General features: G+C 39.4%; 16 protein-coding genes and 2 pseudogenes. 10 read left to right on the plus strand and 8 right to left on the minus strand.

Going from position 1 to position 17,217, the window contains the following annotated elements; all coding sequences use genetic code 11:
* Positions 1 to 45 precede the first annotated feature (45 nt).
* From CRO04_RS00555 to CRO04_RS00570, 4 genes are all read right to left on the minus strand, one after another.
* Complete coding sequence (locus tag CRO04_RS00555) at positions 46 to 1,491, minus strand: sensor domain-containing diguanylate cyclase (protein WP_097002292.1); 1,446 nt, start codon at positions 1,489 to 1,491, stop codon at positions 46 to 48.
* Positions 1,492 to 2,340: 849 nt separating this feature from the next.
* Entirely contained in the window at positions 2,341 to 3,246 is a 906-nt protein-coding gene (metA, locus tag CRO04_RS00560; protein ID WP_097002293.1) for a homoserine O-acetyltransferase MetA, read from the minus strand.
* A gap of 3 nt (positions 3,247 to 3,249) precedes the next feature.
* Positions 3,250 to 5,208 (minus strand): NAD-dependent DNA ligase LigA, encoded by a 1,959-nt coding sequence (gene ligA, locus CRO04_RS00565; protein WP_097002294.1) that lies wholly within the window; start codon positions 5,206 to 5,208, stop codon positions 3,250 to 3,252.
* Positions 5,198 to 5,986 (minus strand): pseudouridine synthase, encoded by a 789-nt coding sequence (locus CRO04_RS00570; protein ID WP_097002295.1) that lies wholly within the window; start codon positions 5,984 to 5,986, stop codon positions 5,198 to 5,200. The genes ligA and CRO04_RS00570 overlap by 11 nt, the downstream gene beginning before the upstream one ends.
* A gap of 184 nt (positions 5,987 to 6,170) precedes the next feature.
* On the opposite strand from CRO04_RS00570, the gene CRO04_RS00575 reads away from it, so the two are divergent.
* A complete protein-coding gene (locus CRO04_RS00575; protein WP_097002296.1) occupies positions 6,171 to 6,569 on the plus strand; it encodes a bacteriohemerythrin in 399 nt (132 codons plus the stop codon).
* A 52-nt stretch (positions 6,570 to 6,621) separates the two neighbouring features.
* Here CRO04_RS00575 and CRO04_RS00580 read toward each other — a convergent pair whose 3' ends face one another.
* The 4 genes and pseudogenes from CRO04_RS00580 to CRO04_RS00595 all read right to left on the minus strand — a co-directional run bounded on the left by CRO04_RS00580 (position 6,622) and on the right by CRO04_RS00595 (position 9,495).
* Positions 6,622 to 6,849: a hypothetical protein gene (locus tag CRO04_RS00580; RefSeq protein WP_097002297.1), complete on the minus strand. Its 228-nt coding sequence runs from the start codon at positions 6,847 to 6,849 to the stop codon at positions 6,622 to 6,624.
* Positions 6,850 to 6,913: 64 nt separating this feature from the next.
* A pseudogene (locus tag CRO04_RS00585) lies at positions 6,914 to 7,666 on the minus strand (nucleoside recognition domain-containing protein); the annotation flags it as partial.
* A 35-nt stretch (positions 7,667 to 7,701) separates the two neighbouring features.
* Positions 7,702 to 9,327: a recombinase family protein gene (locus CRO04_RS00590; RefSeq protein ID WP_097002299.1), complete on the minus strand. Its 1,626-nt coding sequence runs from the start codon at positions 9,325 to 9,327 to the stop codon at positions 7,702 to 7,704.
* A gap of 3 nt (positions 9,328 to 9,330) precedes the next feature.
* Positions 9,331 to 9,495, minus strand: coding sequence for a ribbon-helix-helix domain-containing protein (locus tag CRO04_RS00595; RefSeq protein WP_242974297.1), 165 nt, complete (start codon positions 9,493 to 9,495; stop codon positions 9,331 to 9,333).
* Between the two features lie 93 nt (positions 9,496 to 9,588).
* Between CRO04_RS00595 and CRO04_RS00600 the strand changes: the two genes are divergently transcribed.
* From CRO04_RS00600 to CRO04_RS00640, 9 genes and pseudogenes are all read left to right on the plus strand, one after another.
* The gene (locus tag CRO04_RS00600; RefSeq protein ID WP_097002301.1) at positions 9,589 to 10,125 is read left to right on the plus strand and encodes an MT-A70 family methyltransferase; all 537 of its coding nucleotides are present in this window, start codon (positions 9,589 to 9,591) and stop codon (positions 10,123 to 10,125) included.
* 7 nt (positions 10,126 to 10,132) lie between these two features.
* Positions 10,133 to 10,426 (plus strand): hypothetical protein, encoded by a 294-nt coding sequence (locus CRO04_RS00605; RefSeq protein WP_141400927.1) that lies wholly within the window; start codon positions 10,133 to 10,135, stop codon positions 10,424 to 10,426.
* Positions 10,427 to 10,594: 168 nt separating this feature from the next.
* Entirely contained in the window at positions 10,595 to 11,803 is a 1,209-nt protein-coding gene (locus CRO04_RS00610) for an SIR2 family protein (protein WP_097002303.1), read from the plus strand.
* Position 11,804: 1 nt separating this feature from the next.
* Complete coding sequence (locus CRO04_RS00615; RefSeq protein ID WP_097002304.1) at positions 11,805 to 13,421, plus strand: ATP-binding protein; 1,617 nt, start codon at positions 11,805 to 11,807, stop codon at positions 13,419 to 13,421.
* 286 nt (positions 13,422 to 13,707) lie between these two features.
* A complete protein-coding gene (locus tag CRO04_RS00620; RefSeq protein ID WP_097002305.1) occupies positions 13,708 to 14,589 on the plus strand; it encodes a hypothetical protein in 882 nt (293 codons plus the stop codon).
* 317 nt (positions 14,590 to 14,906) lie between these two features.
* Positions 14,907 to 15,221 (plus strand): YdcP family protein, encoded by a 315-nt coding sequence (locus CRO04_RS00625; RefSeq protein WP_097002306.1) that lies wholly within the window; start codon positions 14,907 to 14,909, stop codon positions 15,219 to 15,221.
* A 20-nt stretch (positions 15,222 to 15,241) separates the two neighbouring features.
* Positions 15,242 to 15,625 (plus strand): YdcP family protein, encoded by a 384-nt coding sequence (locus CRO04_RS00630; protein ID WP_097002307.1) that lies wholly within the window; start codon positions 15,242 to 15,244, stop codon positions 15,623 to 15,625.
* Between the two features lie 52 nt (positions 15,626 to 15,677).
* Complete coding sequence (locus CRO04_RS00635; protein ID WP_097002308.1) at positions 15,678 to 17,081, plus strand: FtsK/SpoIIIE domain-containing protein; 1,404 nt, start codon at positions 15,678 to 15,680, stop codon at positions 17,079 to 17,081.
* A gap of 4 nt (positions 17,082 to 17,085) precedes the next feature.
* Positions 17,086 to 17,160: pseudogene (locus tag CRO04_RS00640) on the plus strand (conjugal transfer protein); the annotation flags it as partial.
* Between the last annotated feature and the right edge of the window lie 57 nt (positions 17,161 to 17,217).

Below are 17,217 nucleotides of genomic sequence, written 5' to 3' on the forward strand. Positions count from 1 at the left end.
TTTTAATAAAAAGTGCATTTAATGGTGTTTGCCGCTTCTTAGTGTTTATAAAATTGTAATCCGGTTCCGTCCGCTTTCTTTCGAATGATAGAGCGCCTCATCAACTTTTTTAACCATCTGCTCCATGCTAAGGTCTTCCTCCACCTCTGAAATCCCCACACTGATAGTCACATGGTAATTTTCATTCTTTTCCCCACTTTTTAATGTGTCCATAAAACGTTCCATGATTTGCTTTGCTTCATCAGGTCCCACTAATAAGATACCGAAAAACTCATCTCCACCCCATCGAGCTGCGATTCCATATTCGTTAATTGCATTTTGTAAGTCCTGCCCGACCATTTTAATGACGGAATTTCCAAATATGTGGCCATATGAATCGTTAATATTCTTAAAATGGTCAATGTCGAACATGAACAACGTTTTTTTCCTCTTCCCATTCTTTCGTAGAATTGTCGAATACCGTCTGGAAAATTCCTTTCGATTGGGAAGTCCCGTTAACTCATCTGTATTCTCAATCTTAACAATACGCAGATTGCAATTGATAAAAACTGATGTGGAAACCACAATACATGCAGCCAGGGCAACAAGCATAAAAAACACATTACTTTTTACACGTTCCTGAAATACCTGACTGATGGAACTGGTATCCATCTCAAGTACCAGATACCAGCCAAGCATTCTATCATACTGAGTGATTAAACATTTTCGCTTCCCTTCCGATGTGTACCATTGCATAATCGGGGTTTCAGATTCTTTTAACTGAAGGCTGTCTGTAATTCCAACCCGTTTTTGCAATTCTTCTTCACTGATAAAAATATCGGTACTCCCTTTAAAAGAAGTTTCAGCTCCCATGACATTAATGATATGAACCGACAAGCCATAATCTCTTTCATAAGAATAGATCGTATCTCCCAGTGAATCAACCTGTAATCCCACTCCTATCACACCCAGAAGTGATCCATCACTGCCTTCTACACGAAAATTTACAAAGACCGTAATATAATCATTCTTCGTCTCGTTGGTGTCTACCTCAAGATCATATTCATTACCTGATTTGATAAAATTATAATACCAGACATCATGTTCATCTGATTCTGATATTGTCTTATTAAAGCCGCCCTGATAGTAATAATTTCCTGTTTCTGCTGAAATACAAAATACCGTTGTATATCCATATTTATTCCGGTACGCATTCAAATAATTATATAACTGTTTCAGGTATGTATCATTCCCAGCATTTTGAGGCTCCTGTGAAAGCCATTTTTTCAGAAATTCATCATTCGCCATTGTCTTGGAAACCATCACCGGCTTAGTCATAGAGTCTTCCACATGGCTGGAAATATCTTTATTGGCCAGACTTAAGATGTTTTCCAGATGTTTTTCAGCCAGATCCTGATACGCTGTGGTATCTCTATAAACGATACCGATAAAACCAATTATAATGGAAATGATGATAATAAGATTACTAAGTAGTAGTATATGCTTTTTCACATTTGCTCCTCTTGGTCATAGCCTGGATCTGTTTTTTACGGTTTATTCCAAAATCCATTTTAGCTACCGATATAGATATTTTATATAAAAATTTGAATATCCCTCTCATTATATATGATAACCAACGTCATTTCTATATTATAATCATATGCTTACGAAAATTAAGTTAAGAAGCAATTGTATAAGAAAATCAGTCCTAAATCCACAGATATCCATGCGTTTTTGTAGCTGAGGCGGAGAATATGAAAATTTTTCAGTGCTTGTGGCCATTGGTGAAGAAGGTTAAGTTAAAATTTAAATTGTGCAAAACGATTAACAGTTTCTCTAAGTCCCACCTTCATAGCTGATTCACCTACATCGCTGCGTTGACGAATGTTAGTTTCTAATAGATCTTGTAGGATTTGGGGTGCGTCGTTGTGCTGATCTGCGTTGTTCATGGCATTATTATCACTCCTGACAGTGAAATATACATTGAAATTTACAAGAAATTTTCCATTTGTTAACAACTGGTATTAGTGCATTATAACGCACCAGAACGTTCATATAGACGTTTGATGGTATGGGGTGGGGATTTATTTACATGTAATTTAAGGCACTAAAATAAGCCCATATACTCATATTTTTCATACATGCATACGGACTTATTTACATTTCCAAATACTATTATTATACAGATCTTTTCTTCACTTATTTTTGTACCCCAATTTGTTTTAAACCGTACCCCAATCGTACCCCCAATTTTTCACTAAAGCATAATATTTGACTATACTTTACGATAGTCTTATCTATTCCGTATTTACCGTAAAATGTCTGAAATACCCTTATATAGCGCACGTTCTGTACCATTTCCTAAAGTTCATAAGGCGTCACCTGATATACATAATAATTCAACCAATTCCCATAAATCGTATTCGTTGCATTCCTCCAGCACAATACTGGCCTCGTATCCGGATCATCGTCCTCATAATAATTACATGGAATCTCCGGATTCAGTCCCTTATCCAGATCCCTGTGATACTCCCCATTGAGCGTCATGCGGTCATATTCCGGATGTCCCTGTATAAAAACCTGTTTTCCATCCTCACTCATCACCATCAGGATGCCTGCCTCTTTTGACTCCGCCAGAATCTCCAGCCCCGGATGCTTCTCAATATCCCCTCTCCTCACTTCCGTATACCGTGAGTGTGGTGCCATCACATAATCATCAAGACTACGTACCAGCGGCACTTTCCTGTTCAGCACCCTATGTCTGTAAATACCGGAAAGCTTTTTATCCCTCTTATACTTCGGCACTCCATAATGATAATAAAGCCCTGCCTGGGCTCCCCAGCAGATATGAAGGGAGCTGGTTACATTTGTTTTGCTCCACTCCATAATCTTTGTCAGTTCCTCCCAGTAGTTCACCTCTTCGAATTCCATATTCTCAACCGGTGCTCCGGTAATAATCATTCCATCGAATTTTTTCTCCTTAACCTCATCAAAATACACATAAAACTTATTCAAATGACTGGCAGAGGTATTCTTTGATGTGTGACTCTCCAGCATCAAAAATGTACAATCCACCTGCAGCGGAGTATTGGACAATGCACGCAGAAGCTGCGTTTCTGTCTCTTCTTTAATTGGCATTAAATTAATAATCAGGATTTCAAGGGGACGGATGTCCTGGCTTAAGGCCCGGTCCTCGTCCATGATAAATATGTTCTCTGTTTCCAGTATGGCCTTCGCAGGTAAATCCTTTTGTACTTTAATTGGCATAATTTATCCCTCCAGCAGTTTTATGAAATCCTCTTCTGAAATAATGGGCACTCCCAGTTCCTTTGCCTTTTTATTTTTCGATGAATTGGATGTGGTATCGTTGTTGATTAAATAGGTTGTTTTGGAAGTTACCGATCCGGCAGCTTTGCCTCCCTGTGCCTCGATGGCTTCCTGAAGGGCTTTCCGGTTCTCGAACCGCTCCACAGATCCGGTAATAACAAATGTCATTCCTTCCAGCCGCTTTTCTCCCGCTGTCTCTGCTTCCTGCTCAATGGTTACCTCCGCTAACAGATGGTCTGTGATCTCATTGTTCTTTTCGTCCTTAAAATAGGTAATCCACGCATCTGCCAACACCTTTCCAATGCCTGAAACAGCAATCAGCTCCTCTTCCTCTGCATGTCGCATTCGATCAAAATCGTAGCGGAACTCCCGGCAGAGCATCTTCGCATTGGCAACGCCGATTCCGGCAATTCCAAGTCCGTATATCAGACGGGGCAGAGTCGTATGGGACGCTGTTTTTACTGCCTGCATTAAATTATCATAGGATTTTCTGCCGAAACCCTCCATCTGGGTAATGACTTCCTCATGCTGGTCCAAATGAAAGATATCAGCAAATTCCTTAATAAATCCGGCACCGATAAACTTTTCCAGTGTGGCTTCTGATAATCCATCAATATTTAAAGCATCCCGGCTTACAAACAGGGAAAATCTCTTGATCCGCTTCGCCTGGCAGTCCGGGTTCGTGCAGTATAAACTTTTTACGTCATTGGTTTTTCGGATCTCCGTCCTGCCGTCACATACCGGACAGTGGTCCGGAATCTTTATTGTTCCGCTTCTGGTTAAGTTGTCGGCAATCTGGGGGATAATCATATTCGCCTTGTAAACCGTGATCTGGTCCCCTTCTCCAAGCTCCAGAGCTTCCATAATGCTTAAGTTATGCACGCTGGCACGGCTTACTGTGGTGCCCTCTAACTCCACCGGCTCAAAGATGGCTACCGGGTTAATCAGACCTGTTCTTGATGCACTCCATTCAATTTCTTTCAGTGTCGTTTCCCTGATCTCATCAGCCCATTTAAATGCAATGGCGTTGCGTGGGAATTTGGCTGTCCGTCCAAGGGACTCTCCGTAAGCGATATCATCATACAAAAGCACAAGACCATCTGATGGAATGTCATATTCCGGCACGGTCTTTGCAAACTCCTCCACTGCATCACCTATGGTATCCTTCGTCACCATCTTATAATCCACCACATCAAACCCCTGGGCTTTCAGCCACTGAAACTGCTCATTTCTGGAGTTTTTAAAATCAACACCTGCTGCTGAAACCAGAGCGAATGCCTTATAATTCACATTTCGGCGGGCGGTGATCTGATTGTTTAACTGTCTGACGGAACCACTGCATAGATTTCTCGGATTCTTATACTTTGCGGCAACATCTTCAATCCCGTCATTAATCCGGTGAAAGTCAGAATACTTGATTACAGCCTCTCCTCTTATAACCAGCTCTCCCTGATAGGAAATAGTAAGAGGGATGTTGGCAAATACCCTGGCATTGCTGGTAATTACCTCTCCGATCTCACCATTGCCCCGGGTAACTGCTTTTTGAAGCGTTCCATCCCGGTAGACTAAGACAACGGTCAGACCGTCCAGCTTCCAGGAAAGAATGCCTCTCTGATCCCCCAGCCAGTCCGCCAGATCATCTCTGCTCTTTGTCTTGCCCAGAGAGAGCATGGGGGTTTCATGGGCTTCCTTCGGGAGCTCGCTTAAGACCTGATAGCCTACGTTCTGGGTTGGGCTGTTGGAAAGAACAATTCCGGTCTCTTCTTCCAGCGCCGCCAGTTCATCATAAAGACGGTCATACTCAAAATTACTCATGATCTCCCGGCTTTCCTGGTAGTAAGCTTTCCCTGCTTCCTGCAACAGGACAATCAGCTCTTTGATTCGATTTAATTTATCGTCCATCAGATTTCTCCTTTTTCTGTTCTTGATAGGAAAGACTGGTCGAGCCTTTTAAAGACTCCTTCATCTGGTGGTATTCACGCCGGGAAAGTTCACGGTAAGCACCCGGCTTTAAATCTCCTAATTCAATATTCATGATCCGCATCCGTTTTAACATGCGTACCTCAAAACCAAGCTGGCTGCACATTCGCCGGATCTGACGGTTTAATCCCTGGGTTAATACAATGCGGAATGCTTTTTCTCCTGCTTTTTCCGCAAAACAGGGCTTAGTCGTTACGTTTAATTCGGAAAGAGTGACACCCTTTCGCATCTTTCTGATGAAATCATCGGTAACAGGGCGGTTCACCTTAACTAAATATTCCTTTTCATGAGCATTACCGCTGCGCATGATTTTATTCACTAAATCTCCCTGGTTAGTCATAAGAATCAGCCCTTCGGATTCCTTGTCCAGACGGCCGATGGGATAAATCCGCACAGGATAGTTTACCAGATCCACGATATTGGGAGCCCGGTCCTTGTCTGAGGTGGTACATACCACTCCCCGGGGTTTATGGACTGCTAAAAAAACAGGCTCTGCCTTATGGCCTGCTTCCCCTTTGGCTGCACGGACAGCACGGCCCTTCACGATAACCGACTGTCCCGGAAGTACCTTCTGCCCCGGTACTGCAGCCTGTCCGTCGATTTTGACCTTTCCTGCCTCTATGAGCCGGTCTGCCTCCCTGCGGGAACAGACACCTGCCTCACTTAAATATTTATTCAGACGGATTCCATTTGCATCCATAGTTGTTCTCCCTTACTGTTTGCTAGATAAAAATTATATCATTGCAAAAGAGGAACGTCAAATTTTTATCTTCCATATGACCTGGATTTTTTTTCTTCTCTCTCTGGAGAAATATGGTTTGCTTTTTTAGGAAAGAAGTATTATAATGATAATAAATACTATTATTACAAAGGAGGAATTGGTTATGCCATGGACACAGAATTTATCTGTAGGAATAACAATGATTGATGATCAGCATAAGATGTGGTTTGAGAAAGCGGAGGCACTGTTCGACGCAGGAAAGAATAATAAGGCTAAGGAATATGTGGGGGAGCTGTTAGATTTTCTTGATGATTACACAAAGAAGCATTTTGCAGACGAGGAAGTTTACATGCAGAAGATCCATTATCCGGGTTATGCAGAGCAGAAACAGGCTCACACCGCTTTTATCGCCCGGCTGACCAAGCTTAGAAATGATTATAAAACTTCAGGCGGCAATTTACTTGTGATTTTAAATGCGAACCAGATGGTGCTGGAATGGCTGACAAAACACATTTCAAATATGGACAAAAAGATAGGCGAATACGCAAAGACCGCCCATTAAATGCACAAGAGGACTTAAATGCAGATCCATTCAAGCCCTCTTTTTATTATTTTTACGTAAACTTATAATGCACTTCACAGCCGTTAGAAATGCGGTTGCAGATATTTACCACCCGCTCCATGACAGCCGTAATCTTGCTGTTCTCCATCTCAATGTTCATTAATTTCAAGTCTTTTGAGATCTTTATCAACTTTACCCCATCAACCTTCGCAATCTCCCGTTCAATTTTTCTGGCCTTCAGTCGGTCTGACAGGGCGTAAACGTGGTAACTCCTGTTCACGCTTCTCCCTCCTTTCTATGAGTGTCTTACCCCTATTGTAGACAATCAGAAGGGATTTTAAACATTACAGGAACGCCCTTGCAGCAGTTGTAAACAAAAAGCAGACAATCACTCCCGTTACAGTTGGTACAAGCCAGGACAGAAGAGTCCATTTCACACTCCCGGTCTCCTTCCTAATGGTCAGACAGGTGGTGGAACATGGCCAGTGCATCAGGGAAAAAAGCAGGGTGCTGACAGCTGTTATCCAGGTCCAGCCATTGGTGGTTAAAAGATCCCTTAATACAGATAAATCATTGATCTCCCGAATGCTTCCTTCCGAAAGATAAGCCATGATAATAATTGGAACAACAATCTCATTGGCAGGAAAACCAAGGATAAATGCCAGAAGAATTACTCCGTCAAGTCCGATAGCTCTGGCAAAGGGATCTAAAAATCCGGAACAAATGGATAACAGTGTCATGTCTCCCACTGTGATATTGGCCATCAGCCAGATGATTAATCCTGCCGGAGCAGCCACTGCAGCAGCTCTGCCAAGAACGAAGAGTGTTCTGTCAAATATAGACCGGACGATGACCTTTCCGATCTGGGGTCTGCGGTACGGGGGCAGCTCCAGGGTAAAGGATGACGGAATTCCTTTCAGTATAGTTACTGAGAGGATTTTGGATATTACCAGGGTCATCAGGATTCCAAGGATAATGATACCTGATAAAATTCCCGCAGATAATACGGTGGAAAATGATCCCGTTGCTCCTCCGATAAAAAACATGGTAATGATTGCAATCATGGTTGGAAATGCGCCACCACCCAAAAGGTAATTTTGCTCCGTACGACGAATAAAGGGCTGACAGTTCCTTACTCGCCGTCGATAAAAATATGGAGGTCTTGTCCGTCCCAGACAATTTTTTTGACCATCAGTTTGATTAACGCTCTCTTTTCTTCCATAGACAGCGTGTTAAAATTGTTCTTGAAACTTGCTAATACCGTGGACAGCATATCCACCTGAATTTCTCTGTCGGCTATAATATTGGTATCCTTTTGCAAACGAATTTGTTCTTCTTTTAAGGAAGACAGCTCTTTGTCAAGCTCCGTTATTCTGGTGTTCACTCGTTCAATGAAAGCTGCTCCTAAATTTCCATGTGATAGTGTGTTGACCAAATTCTCAATCTCACTGTTACATTTTTTTATTTTATCCTCTATGATTGCAAGCGGACTTTTCTGTGTCTGTCCTTGCAAGTCATGTTTCAGCTTTTCCAACAGCTTGTAGATACCGGAATTTTCATTGGTGTATTGCATGAGGTACTCACACACTAAATCATCTGCCTGCTGACCATTGATATTTTGACAGTCGCATAAATCCAGACCACCACGAAGTTTATTGTTACAAATATAATCATATAACTCATTGTTCGCACGTTTGCCGCCACGCTGTTTTGCAAACATACGACTTTTACATTTATCACAATAGATTAAGCCAGAAAGCAAAGAATAGTCATTGTGCATGATAGCAGGTTTTGTACCTGTTGGAATGTTATCTTTTAAGATATTCTGAATGGCTACCCACTTTTTACCGGATACACGCCCTTTGTGTTTTCCGATTGCAACAATCCACTTGTCCATTCCCTGGCGTGGAGCGTTCTTCTTTCTGTAATCACGCTTATTATAGGCTAATAACGCATATTTACTGGAACATTCGGGTTTGTCAAAGCAAATATCTGCATGATGTTCCGTAAAGTAGTCCCATGCGTCTTCATCAGCAATGCAGTAGACCGGATTTTGAAGAATTTCTTTGATTCCCAGCAGAGAGAGCATTTTTCCGGTACGGGACTGGATTCCCTGTTTAATTAAATATTTGCTTACACCTGACACACTGCGAAGCTCTATGAATTTTTCAAAAATACAATCCACTACTTTTAGTTCTTCTGGATTGTCTTTTAACTTGCAGGCAGTTTTGATTTTACCATCGATAACGATTTCCTGTACCTTTTCAGAAGTAAATCCTGTGGGAGTAGTGCCGCCCAGCCAACGTCCGGTTCTTGCCAGCATGAGCATGTTGTCACGGACACGCTCCGCTATGGTCTCCCGTTCCAGTTGGGCGAAAACGGAAGCTATGTACATCATGGCTTTTCCCATAGGCTTTGATGTGTCAAATTCTTCTTTGATACAAATGAAAGAAATATTGTGATTGTTCAAGTCTTCAATTAGAGAAGAAAAATCGCTTACATTACGACTGATACGGTCAAGGCGGTAGCAAACAATGTACTCCGGCTTGTTCAATTTGATGTCACGGAGCATTTGCTGAAACTGCGGTCTGTCCGTGTTCTTTGCAGAGAAGCCCTCGTCTTCATAAACGGTTATCTCTGCTTTATCGGCTAGAGAAAGTTTGGTTGCAATATATTCCCTGCACATTTCGATTTGATTTTCAACACTTTCACCCTTGCCGGTATAAACCGATTTACGGCTGTAAATAAAGATTCTCAAAGACTATTCACCGTCCTTTTTCTGGCTTACATAGTCAGATAAGATTTTAGCACAAAGGTTGGAAAAGGTTCGCTTGTCCTCCTTTGCCAGTTCATCTAACTGTTCTTTTAGTTCTTTTGAAAGAGTAATGATTACTCTTGTATTATTTTCAGAAACAGCCAACTTCATCACCTCATATATATTATATCACAGTGAATCACTTTTATCAAGACGTTCAGAAATGAGCGTCTTTTTTTCTTAGAAAAATAGAAAGGGCGTGACATATTGAAATATAACATTATCTATGCAGATCCTCCTTGGCAATACCGTCAAAGCAAGGGACAGGGCGTGGCGGAAAATCACTACCCTACCATGCAGCTTAATGATATATGCAATCTTCCTGTTGGCTCCATCGCTCATAAAGATAGTGTTTTGTTTTTATGGACAACATTCCCTCAACTTTCAGAAGCATTGGAAGTAATAAAATCATGGGGATTTACTTATAAGACAGTTGCTTTTGTATGGGTAAAGCAGAATAAATCATGCAATGACTTCTTTTTCGGACTTGGCTACTGGACACGGTCTAACGCTGAAATCTGTCTGCTAGGTGTTAAGGGACATCCGAAAAGAATTTCAAAAAAGGTACATCAGCTCATTATTAATCCAATAGAACAGCATAGTAAAAAACCGGATATTACAAGAGAAAAAATCATTGAACTTATGGGGGATTTGCCTCGTATTGAATTATTTGCCAGACAGAAAATCACTGGTTGGGATGCCTGGGGAAACGAAGTAACAAACAATATTTCGTTAGTGTGATTTGATCATGAAACTGTTGTCATACCGCAGTGAGCGGATTTGCACAACGGACAAGGATTTAGGATTTCACTTTACTATTACTGCACTACTTCCGGTCTTTTTACTGATTGATTTGCTGTTTCATGGCATGTGGTATCGTGTTGATACAACGAGCAGATACGTAGAAATTCTTTGTTTTAGGCACTTTTTCAAGCATATCGTCTTCACAGGTGAGGGTGATAAAACCAGAAATAAGGTCATAAAAAATTATATCAATGTTTCTGTGGTGGTTGATATAGAGTGTGGGGATACAAGAAAGTAAAGATGAAGGAGTACTGTGAAAATGGTACTCCTATTCTGATGATAAGAACAGGGAAATCAGAATTAATTATTTAATCAATCGACAATTTTCTATCTATAATCACTTTCCCTAGTTTTCAGTATGTAATTATGGTATAATTTTCATAATTACATATATGGGGGTGATTTAATGTTAAACAAAGAGGATTATTATATTTCATCAAATGTAATATTAACTTCACAAGAAGATACAAAATTCTTTAAGAACGACCAAATATTAATAAACTCTGAAACTACCACTGAAATCTCTTTGAGTGAGTTTAAAGCTCTAATAAAACAGGAGGTTTCCAACTTCATTCATCGTTCATTTGACAATATTATTATCCTTGCTGGTGCAGGGGCTTCTGTTGTCTCTACTGAAAAAGGTATTGACAAGAATTTTGGGAAAACAGTATTTATGCTTGCCCAAGATATTAAAACCGAGTTAGACAGTGACAATAACTTATTTTCACTACAAGAATTAGCCGAACAAAGTAAATATGATGTTTCTGTGGAAATTGACAGTGACAGTGAAACAAGAGTTTTTAACCCTGATTTTAATCTTGAAGATTTTTTATCAAATTTAATAACATTTGAAAAATATGTACCTGATGTCATAAATGAGAAATATCAAAAATCCAAGCAGAAAATTTTTCAACTTATTAGAAAAAACACTAGTTATGACTTTGATAAAGAAAAGCTTCAGCATGCAGCGTTTATCAATACACTTGCAAAAAAAGTGAAGTCTCCAAGCAAGTTAACAATTGTGACGACTAATTATGATACTCTTTTTGAAGATGCTGCTGAAAGCATAGGTTTTACTGTCATGGACGGTTTTTCTTTTTCTCATAAGCCTTACTTTGATAGTAATATGTTTGAATGGAATCTGGTCAAAGATATTGAAAATGTAAAAACGAAGGAACTTGAATATAAAAGAAATATATTAAACCTTTTAAAGATTCATGGCTCATTGACATGGGAGCGAGATGAGTTAGGAATACGGAGAATAGACAAAAATACTATTTGTACACCTATTATGATTTTTCCAAGTTCAAATAAATATATGCAAAGCTATCAAGAACCTTATTTTGAACTTTTTACAAAATTTCAAGATTTGTTAAAACGACCAAACACACTATTAATCACAACTGGTTTTAGCTTTCTGGATACACATATATCTAAAATGATAACTCAAGCAATTACGCATAACAAGGGACTGTCCACTTTAGTAAGCGATTTTAATATTAAACAAAATACTGGCAATTGGAATCAATTGGTTACTTTAATGAAACAAAATTACCAGATTGCTTTTTTGAAAGCTACTATGAATACTAATTTGACAGAATATTTAGGTGATTGATATGGTGATTGATAATTTTTACAACACGATTGATAAAAATAATTTTTATCTTGGCAGAATTTCTCAAGTTTATCGTGGTAATAGTGTTATACAAGTTGAAAATTTATCGTTATTGTCTCATCGAAAAATTAAGAATGAATCATTAACGCCGAGTACAATTAATTATTTTGTAGTAATTGATTCTACACAAGGTTTATTTTTAGGAGAAGTTTTTCAATCTAAAATTTCAAATACTGTAAATATGCACGATTCCATAAATGAGGGGAAACCTGAAAGTGTTTATCCAGAAATATGTGTTGATATTATCGGTTTAATGAAATATGGAGATACCACATTTAGATTACCTGAATTTTTGACAGTAGGAATTACAGATAAAACCTATCTTGCAAATGAAGTTATTATTCAAAAATATCTGCAATCTATTGAAATAAGAAAGAATGAAGAGAAGAGTTTACCTCCCTTTGCTACATTTTTAAATCTTAGTGGACAGACAGTTGCACTGAAAGCAAGCACTCTATTTGACAGACACTTAATGGCTGTTGGTACTACTAATAGTGGGAAATCGACGTCTGCATTATCAATACTTGATAAATTAGTAAAAAGCAAAAAGAAACTATTGATTATTGACCCCACTGGAGAATACGATGAAGCATTTAACAATCAAGAAGTTAAAAAATTAAATCTAGGGATTGATACTGTACTGTCGGTTGGTAAAATTTCCATGCAGCAATGGTCAATATTATTTGAAACAAATGGGAACACCCAAAGTGCTGTATTGTCAGAAGCAATACGTTCACTGCGCTATCAGAATAAAATTTCCACCAAGACAATCTATAAAAAAGATGGAGAAAATATTCAGTGTGTTCAACAAGACTTATCAACAATTACAGCCCAAGATACGGACTTTGATATATCATTATTGCCAGAGCAAATAGTAGCTGAATCTGTTGTAGAATCTTCTAATAGAGCTACTCAAGGTCAGTATGTTTATGACACATTCAGGGCAAATACAAACAGCTATTTGGTTCAGAAGGTAAATTACCAGTTAGCGAATACAAGCTTTCTGGATTTTTTTAGCGGGGTTCCTGGTACTTTGAATCTTCTTGCAGAAATTGATGCCTTCTTGACAACGCCTACTAGCAGTTTGTATATTAACACTTCTCAAATAGGAACTGGCGATGGAATCGGCGGTATGATTATCGATTTAATTAGTAATTACGTTCTTAATCAAAAAGATAATCTACCTTTTGTATTGTTTATTGATGAGGTTCATCGTTATACTCGCTCACCATACGCTGAAACCGAATATCATAGTGGATTAACAATGGTTGCGAGAGAAGGACGAAAAAAAGGGATTTTCTTATTCTTGACAACTCAAAATCCTCAAGATGTTTCCCCCATTCTTCTTGGACAACTAGGTACATTACTAATTCATAGACTTACACATAATGATGAGTTACGAACAATCCAAAATCACTTAGATGAACATGCTATTAAGCAAGTCAAAAAGCTTAATCAAGGTGAATCAATATTAACAAGCATTAATTTATTACAAAATATTTATATACACGTCGATAAATGTTCTCGAAAACATAAAAATGAAACGCCTAGACTATAACCACTTTTATTAAACGTCTTTCAAATTGAAAGGCGTTTTTTACCCTAAAAATGGCAAGCAAGTAATAGTTATGCCGCAGCAAAAAACAGCGGGAGCGTCTACTGCCCCATTATTATTTTTGAGAGCAAGCCAGATAAGAATTAAATATAGTATAATGAAGTATATTTAGTTTGATTTCCGCTCTAAATTAAATTCTTATCTTTTATTATCAAGAACTTCTTTATTTGTGTAGTAAATTACTCTATACTTAATGCAGTAAATTACTACAAGAAAGGAATCGATTGCATTGGAAAGTTTTTTTACACTTATAGATAAAATATTACCTTTATTATCCACATTGTTAGGTGCTTATATAACTTATTATGTTACTGTATCCAGTAAAAAAAGCGAATTAAAAGTAGCTGCCCAAACTAAAGCAAGAGATGAGTACTGGATACCATGTTCCATGGCAATTACAACTTTGCAAGAAAAAATAATTGAATTAACGAAAGACGAAACTTGTTATGTTAGTTTTCAAGGGACGGACAGTTGCGAACTGGAAACTTCTAATTTACTAGAATACTTTCGAGCAGATAAAAGAATTTACTTTTATGAAAGAACCAGAAATATATTAGGCTTATTGTCCCATAGTATACAAGATTATGAAGATGCTTTAAATGTTGATGTGCAATCTATTATAAAAAATTTTCGTGAGCAGTATTATTTAATGCTTGAAGAATTTCCAGTTTACATATTCAACAACTGTACTGATTGTGGAATATCTTTAAAAAAGAGCTTTCATGAAGAAATAAAAACCGGGTTATTAACACACAAGAATGTAATCTGGTTCGGACAGGTAAATAGTGTTAATTTTATAAGGGGCGATTATTCCCTTGCTAATACTATTTCTACTGATATGTCATATTCTTCTGGTGATTTCTATTTTGATGTTTGGTGTCAAATAAAAGAATATGGTAGCCAACGAAGCGACTTTGGATTATCGCCGGAACAAGAATTAGGGTTAGACATTCTTGATTATGAATACGAGAATATCGGGAAACTTGCAAATTCATTGAACCAATCTATGAAACAAATGAGCTACCAAAACAAATATACAAAAATTTTTGAAACCATATCTTTACTACAAGAAGAACTTTTAGGTAACATTGATAAAGCCACAATATTATAAAACCTTACACGGACGTTCAGCAATGAGCGTCTTTTTTCTTGCTCAAAATCAGAAAGGAAGTGATACCGTGTCACAATCAAAACAGCAGGAGCGTCCACCGCCCTAAATATTATCTCGAAACCAGCCAGATAAGACTGGCAGGAATATTCCTTATTCTGCTTAATTGCGCCCTTGCCTGTCTGAATGGGATTTGTCAAGGGTGCGAAGCACAACGCCTGCCCTTGATAAATCACAGACAGATAGGTATTCTCCGCAAAGCAGAATAAGGATATGCGTCACATGAAAACATTCATTTTCAGAAAGGAAAGGAAAAAAATATGGAACTGAAATTTGTTATCCCAAACGTAGAAAAAACATTCGGCAGTCTGGAATTTGCCGGAGAAAGCAAAGTGGAACAGCGAAGAATCAACGGAAAAATGACCCTGCTGTCACGCAGCTTTAATCTGTACTCGGACATTCAGAGGGCAGACGATATTCTTGTGGTACTTCCGGCAGAAGCAGGGGAAAAGCATTTTGACTTTGAAGAAAAAGTGAAGCTGCTCAACCCACGTATTACCGCAGAGGGCTATAAAATCGGCACTCGTGGTTTCACAAATTATATTCTGCACGCTGACGATTTGGTAAAGGCATAAGGAAAGAGAGGGATTATTCTATGAGATTAGCAAACGGGATTATAATTGATAAAGACGCAACCTTTGGTATGTTAAAGTTTTCTGCTCTCCGCCGTGAGGTTCGTATCCAGAATGAGGACGGAACCGTTTCAGACGAAATTAAGGAGCGCACCTATGATTTGAAATCAAAAGGTCAGGGCTGCATGATTCAGGTCAGTATCCCTGCTACAGTGCCACTGAAAGAGTTTGATTATAACGCAGAAGTGGAGCTTGTAAATCCAGTGGCGGATACGGTGGCAACGGCTACCTTTCAAGGTGCAACTGTGGACTGGTATATCAAAGCTGAGGATATTGTTTTGAAAAAAGGTGCTGCTTCTACTGGAAATCCGCAGCCGTCGAAAAAAGAGATTCCTGCCGGAAAATAAAAGTTCCTATTAGTCAGGCGCTTTCAAATGAAAGAAAAGGAGTGATTCAGACATGAAACAGTTTTTCTTCCGTGGGAAGCGGATTCACCCCACGGATAAAGATTTAGTTTTCCATGTTACCATTGCTGCCCTACTTCCGGTCTTTCTGCTGATTGTTCTGCTGTTTCATGGCAAGGCAATCATGCAGATAGACTGGAAGAACAGCTCTCTTTCACAGATAAGCAAAATCAATCTCCCTTATCTGCTTATCAGCGTGGGTGTAGCAGGAATGGTGTGTCTGGCATTGGCGATGTTGTTTTATCGTTATCGTCGTGATGAGGTAAAACAGCTCTATCACCGACAAAAGCTGGCGAAGATGATTCTGGAAAACAAGTGGTATGAAGTGGATCAGGTACCGTCTGAAGGCTTCTTTAAAGACTTGTCTTCCAGCCACTCCAAAGAGAAAATCACCTATTTCCCCAAGCTGTATTATCAGCTTCAAAACGGGCTGATTCACATTCGGGTGGAAATCACGATGGGAAAATATCAAGACCAGCTTTTGCATTTGGAAAAGAAGCTGGAAAGTGGATTGTACTGTGAGCTGACCGACAAGGAATTAAAGGATTCCTATGTGGAATACACCTTGCTCTATGATACCATTGCAAACCGGATTTCTATAGAGAACGTACAGGCACAAGGAGGAAAGCTCCGATTGATGAAAAATGTATGGTGGGAGTATGACAAGCTCCCTCATATGCTCATTGCTGGTGGAACGGGCGGCGGCAAAACATACTTTATACTGACACTGATTGAAGCCCTGCTCCGTACCAATGCCGTCCTTTTTATCTTAGATCCAAAGTACGCTGACCTTGCAGATTTACAAGCCGTTATGCCAAATGTCTATTACAAAAAAGAGGCTATGCTTGCCTGTATTGATTCGTTCTATGAGGAAATGATGAAGCGCAGCGAAAACATGAAGCAAATGGAGGACTACAAAACAGGAGAAAACTATGCTTACTTGGGACTTCCAGCCCATTTTCTTATCTTTGATGAATACGTTGCATTCATGGAAATGCTGGGAACCAAAGAAAATGCTGCTGTTTTGAATAAACTGAAACAGATTGTTATGCTGGGGAGACAGGCTGGCTTCTTTCTCATTCTTGCCTGTCAGCGTCCAGACGCAAAGTATTTAGGGGACGGAATCCGTGACCAGTTCAACTTCCGTGTCGCTCTGGGGCGTATGTCCGAAATGGGCTACGGTATGATGTTTGGAGAAACCAACAAGGACTTTTTTCTCAAACAGATAAAAGGACGTGGCTATGTAGATACGGGAACCAGTGTCATATCGGAGTTTTACACACCCCTTGTACCAAAAGGGCATGACTTTTTAAAAGAAATAAAAGCTCTGATAGACAGCAGGCAGGCGGCGCAGGCGGCACAGGCGGCGTGCGAAGCGAAAGCCGCAGGTGCAGACTGACTAGCTGGCTGGTGTGGCGCAAGCCACGCCAGCACATAACCCCCCGTATCTAACAGGGGGGTACAAATCAACTGAAAACTGAAAATAAAAAGGCGAAAATCCTTTGTGGCATAAGGGTTTTCTATAAAAATGGCGT

It is taken from the genome of Lacrimispora amygdalina, from assembly GCF_900205965.1.
Classification (GTDB): domain Bacteria; phylum Bacillota; class Clostridia; order Lachnospirales; family Lachnospiraceae; genus Lacrimispora; species Lacrimispora amygdalina_A.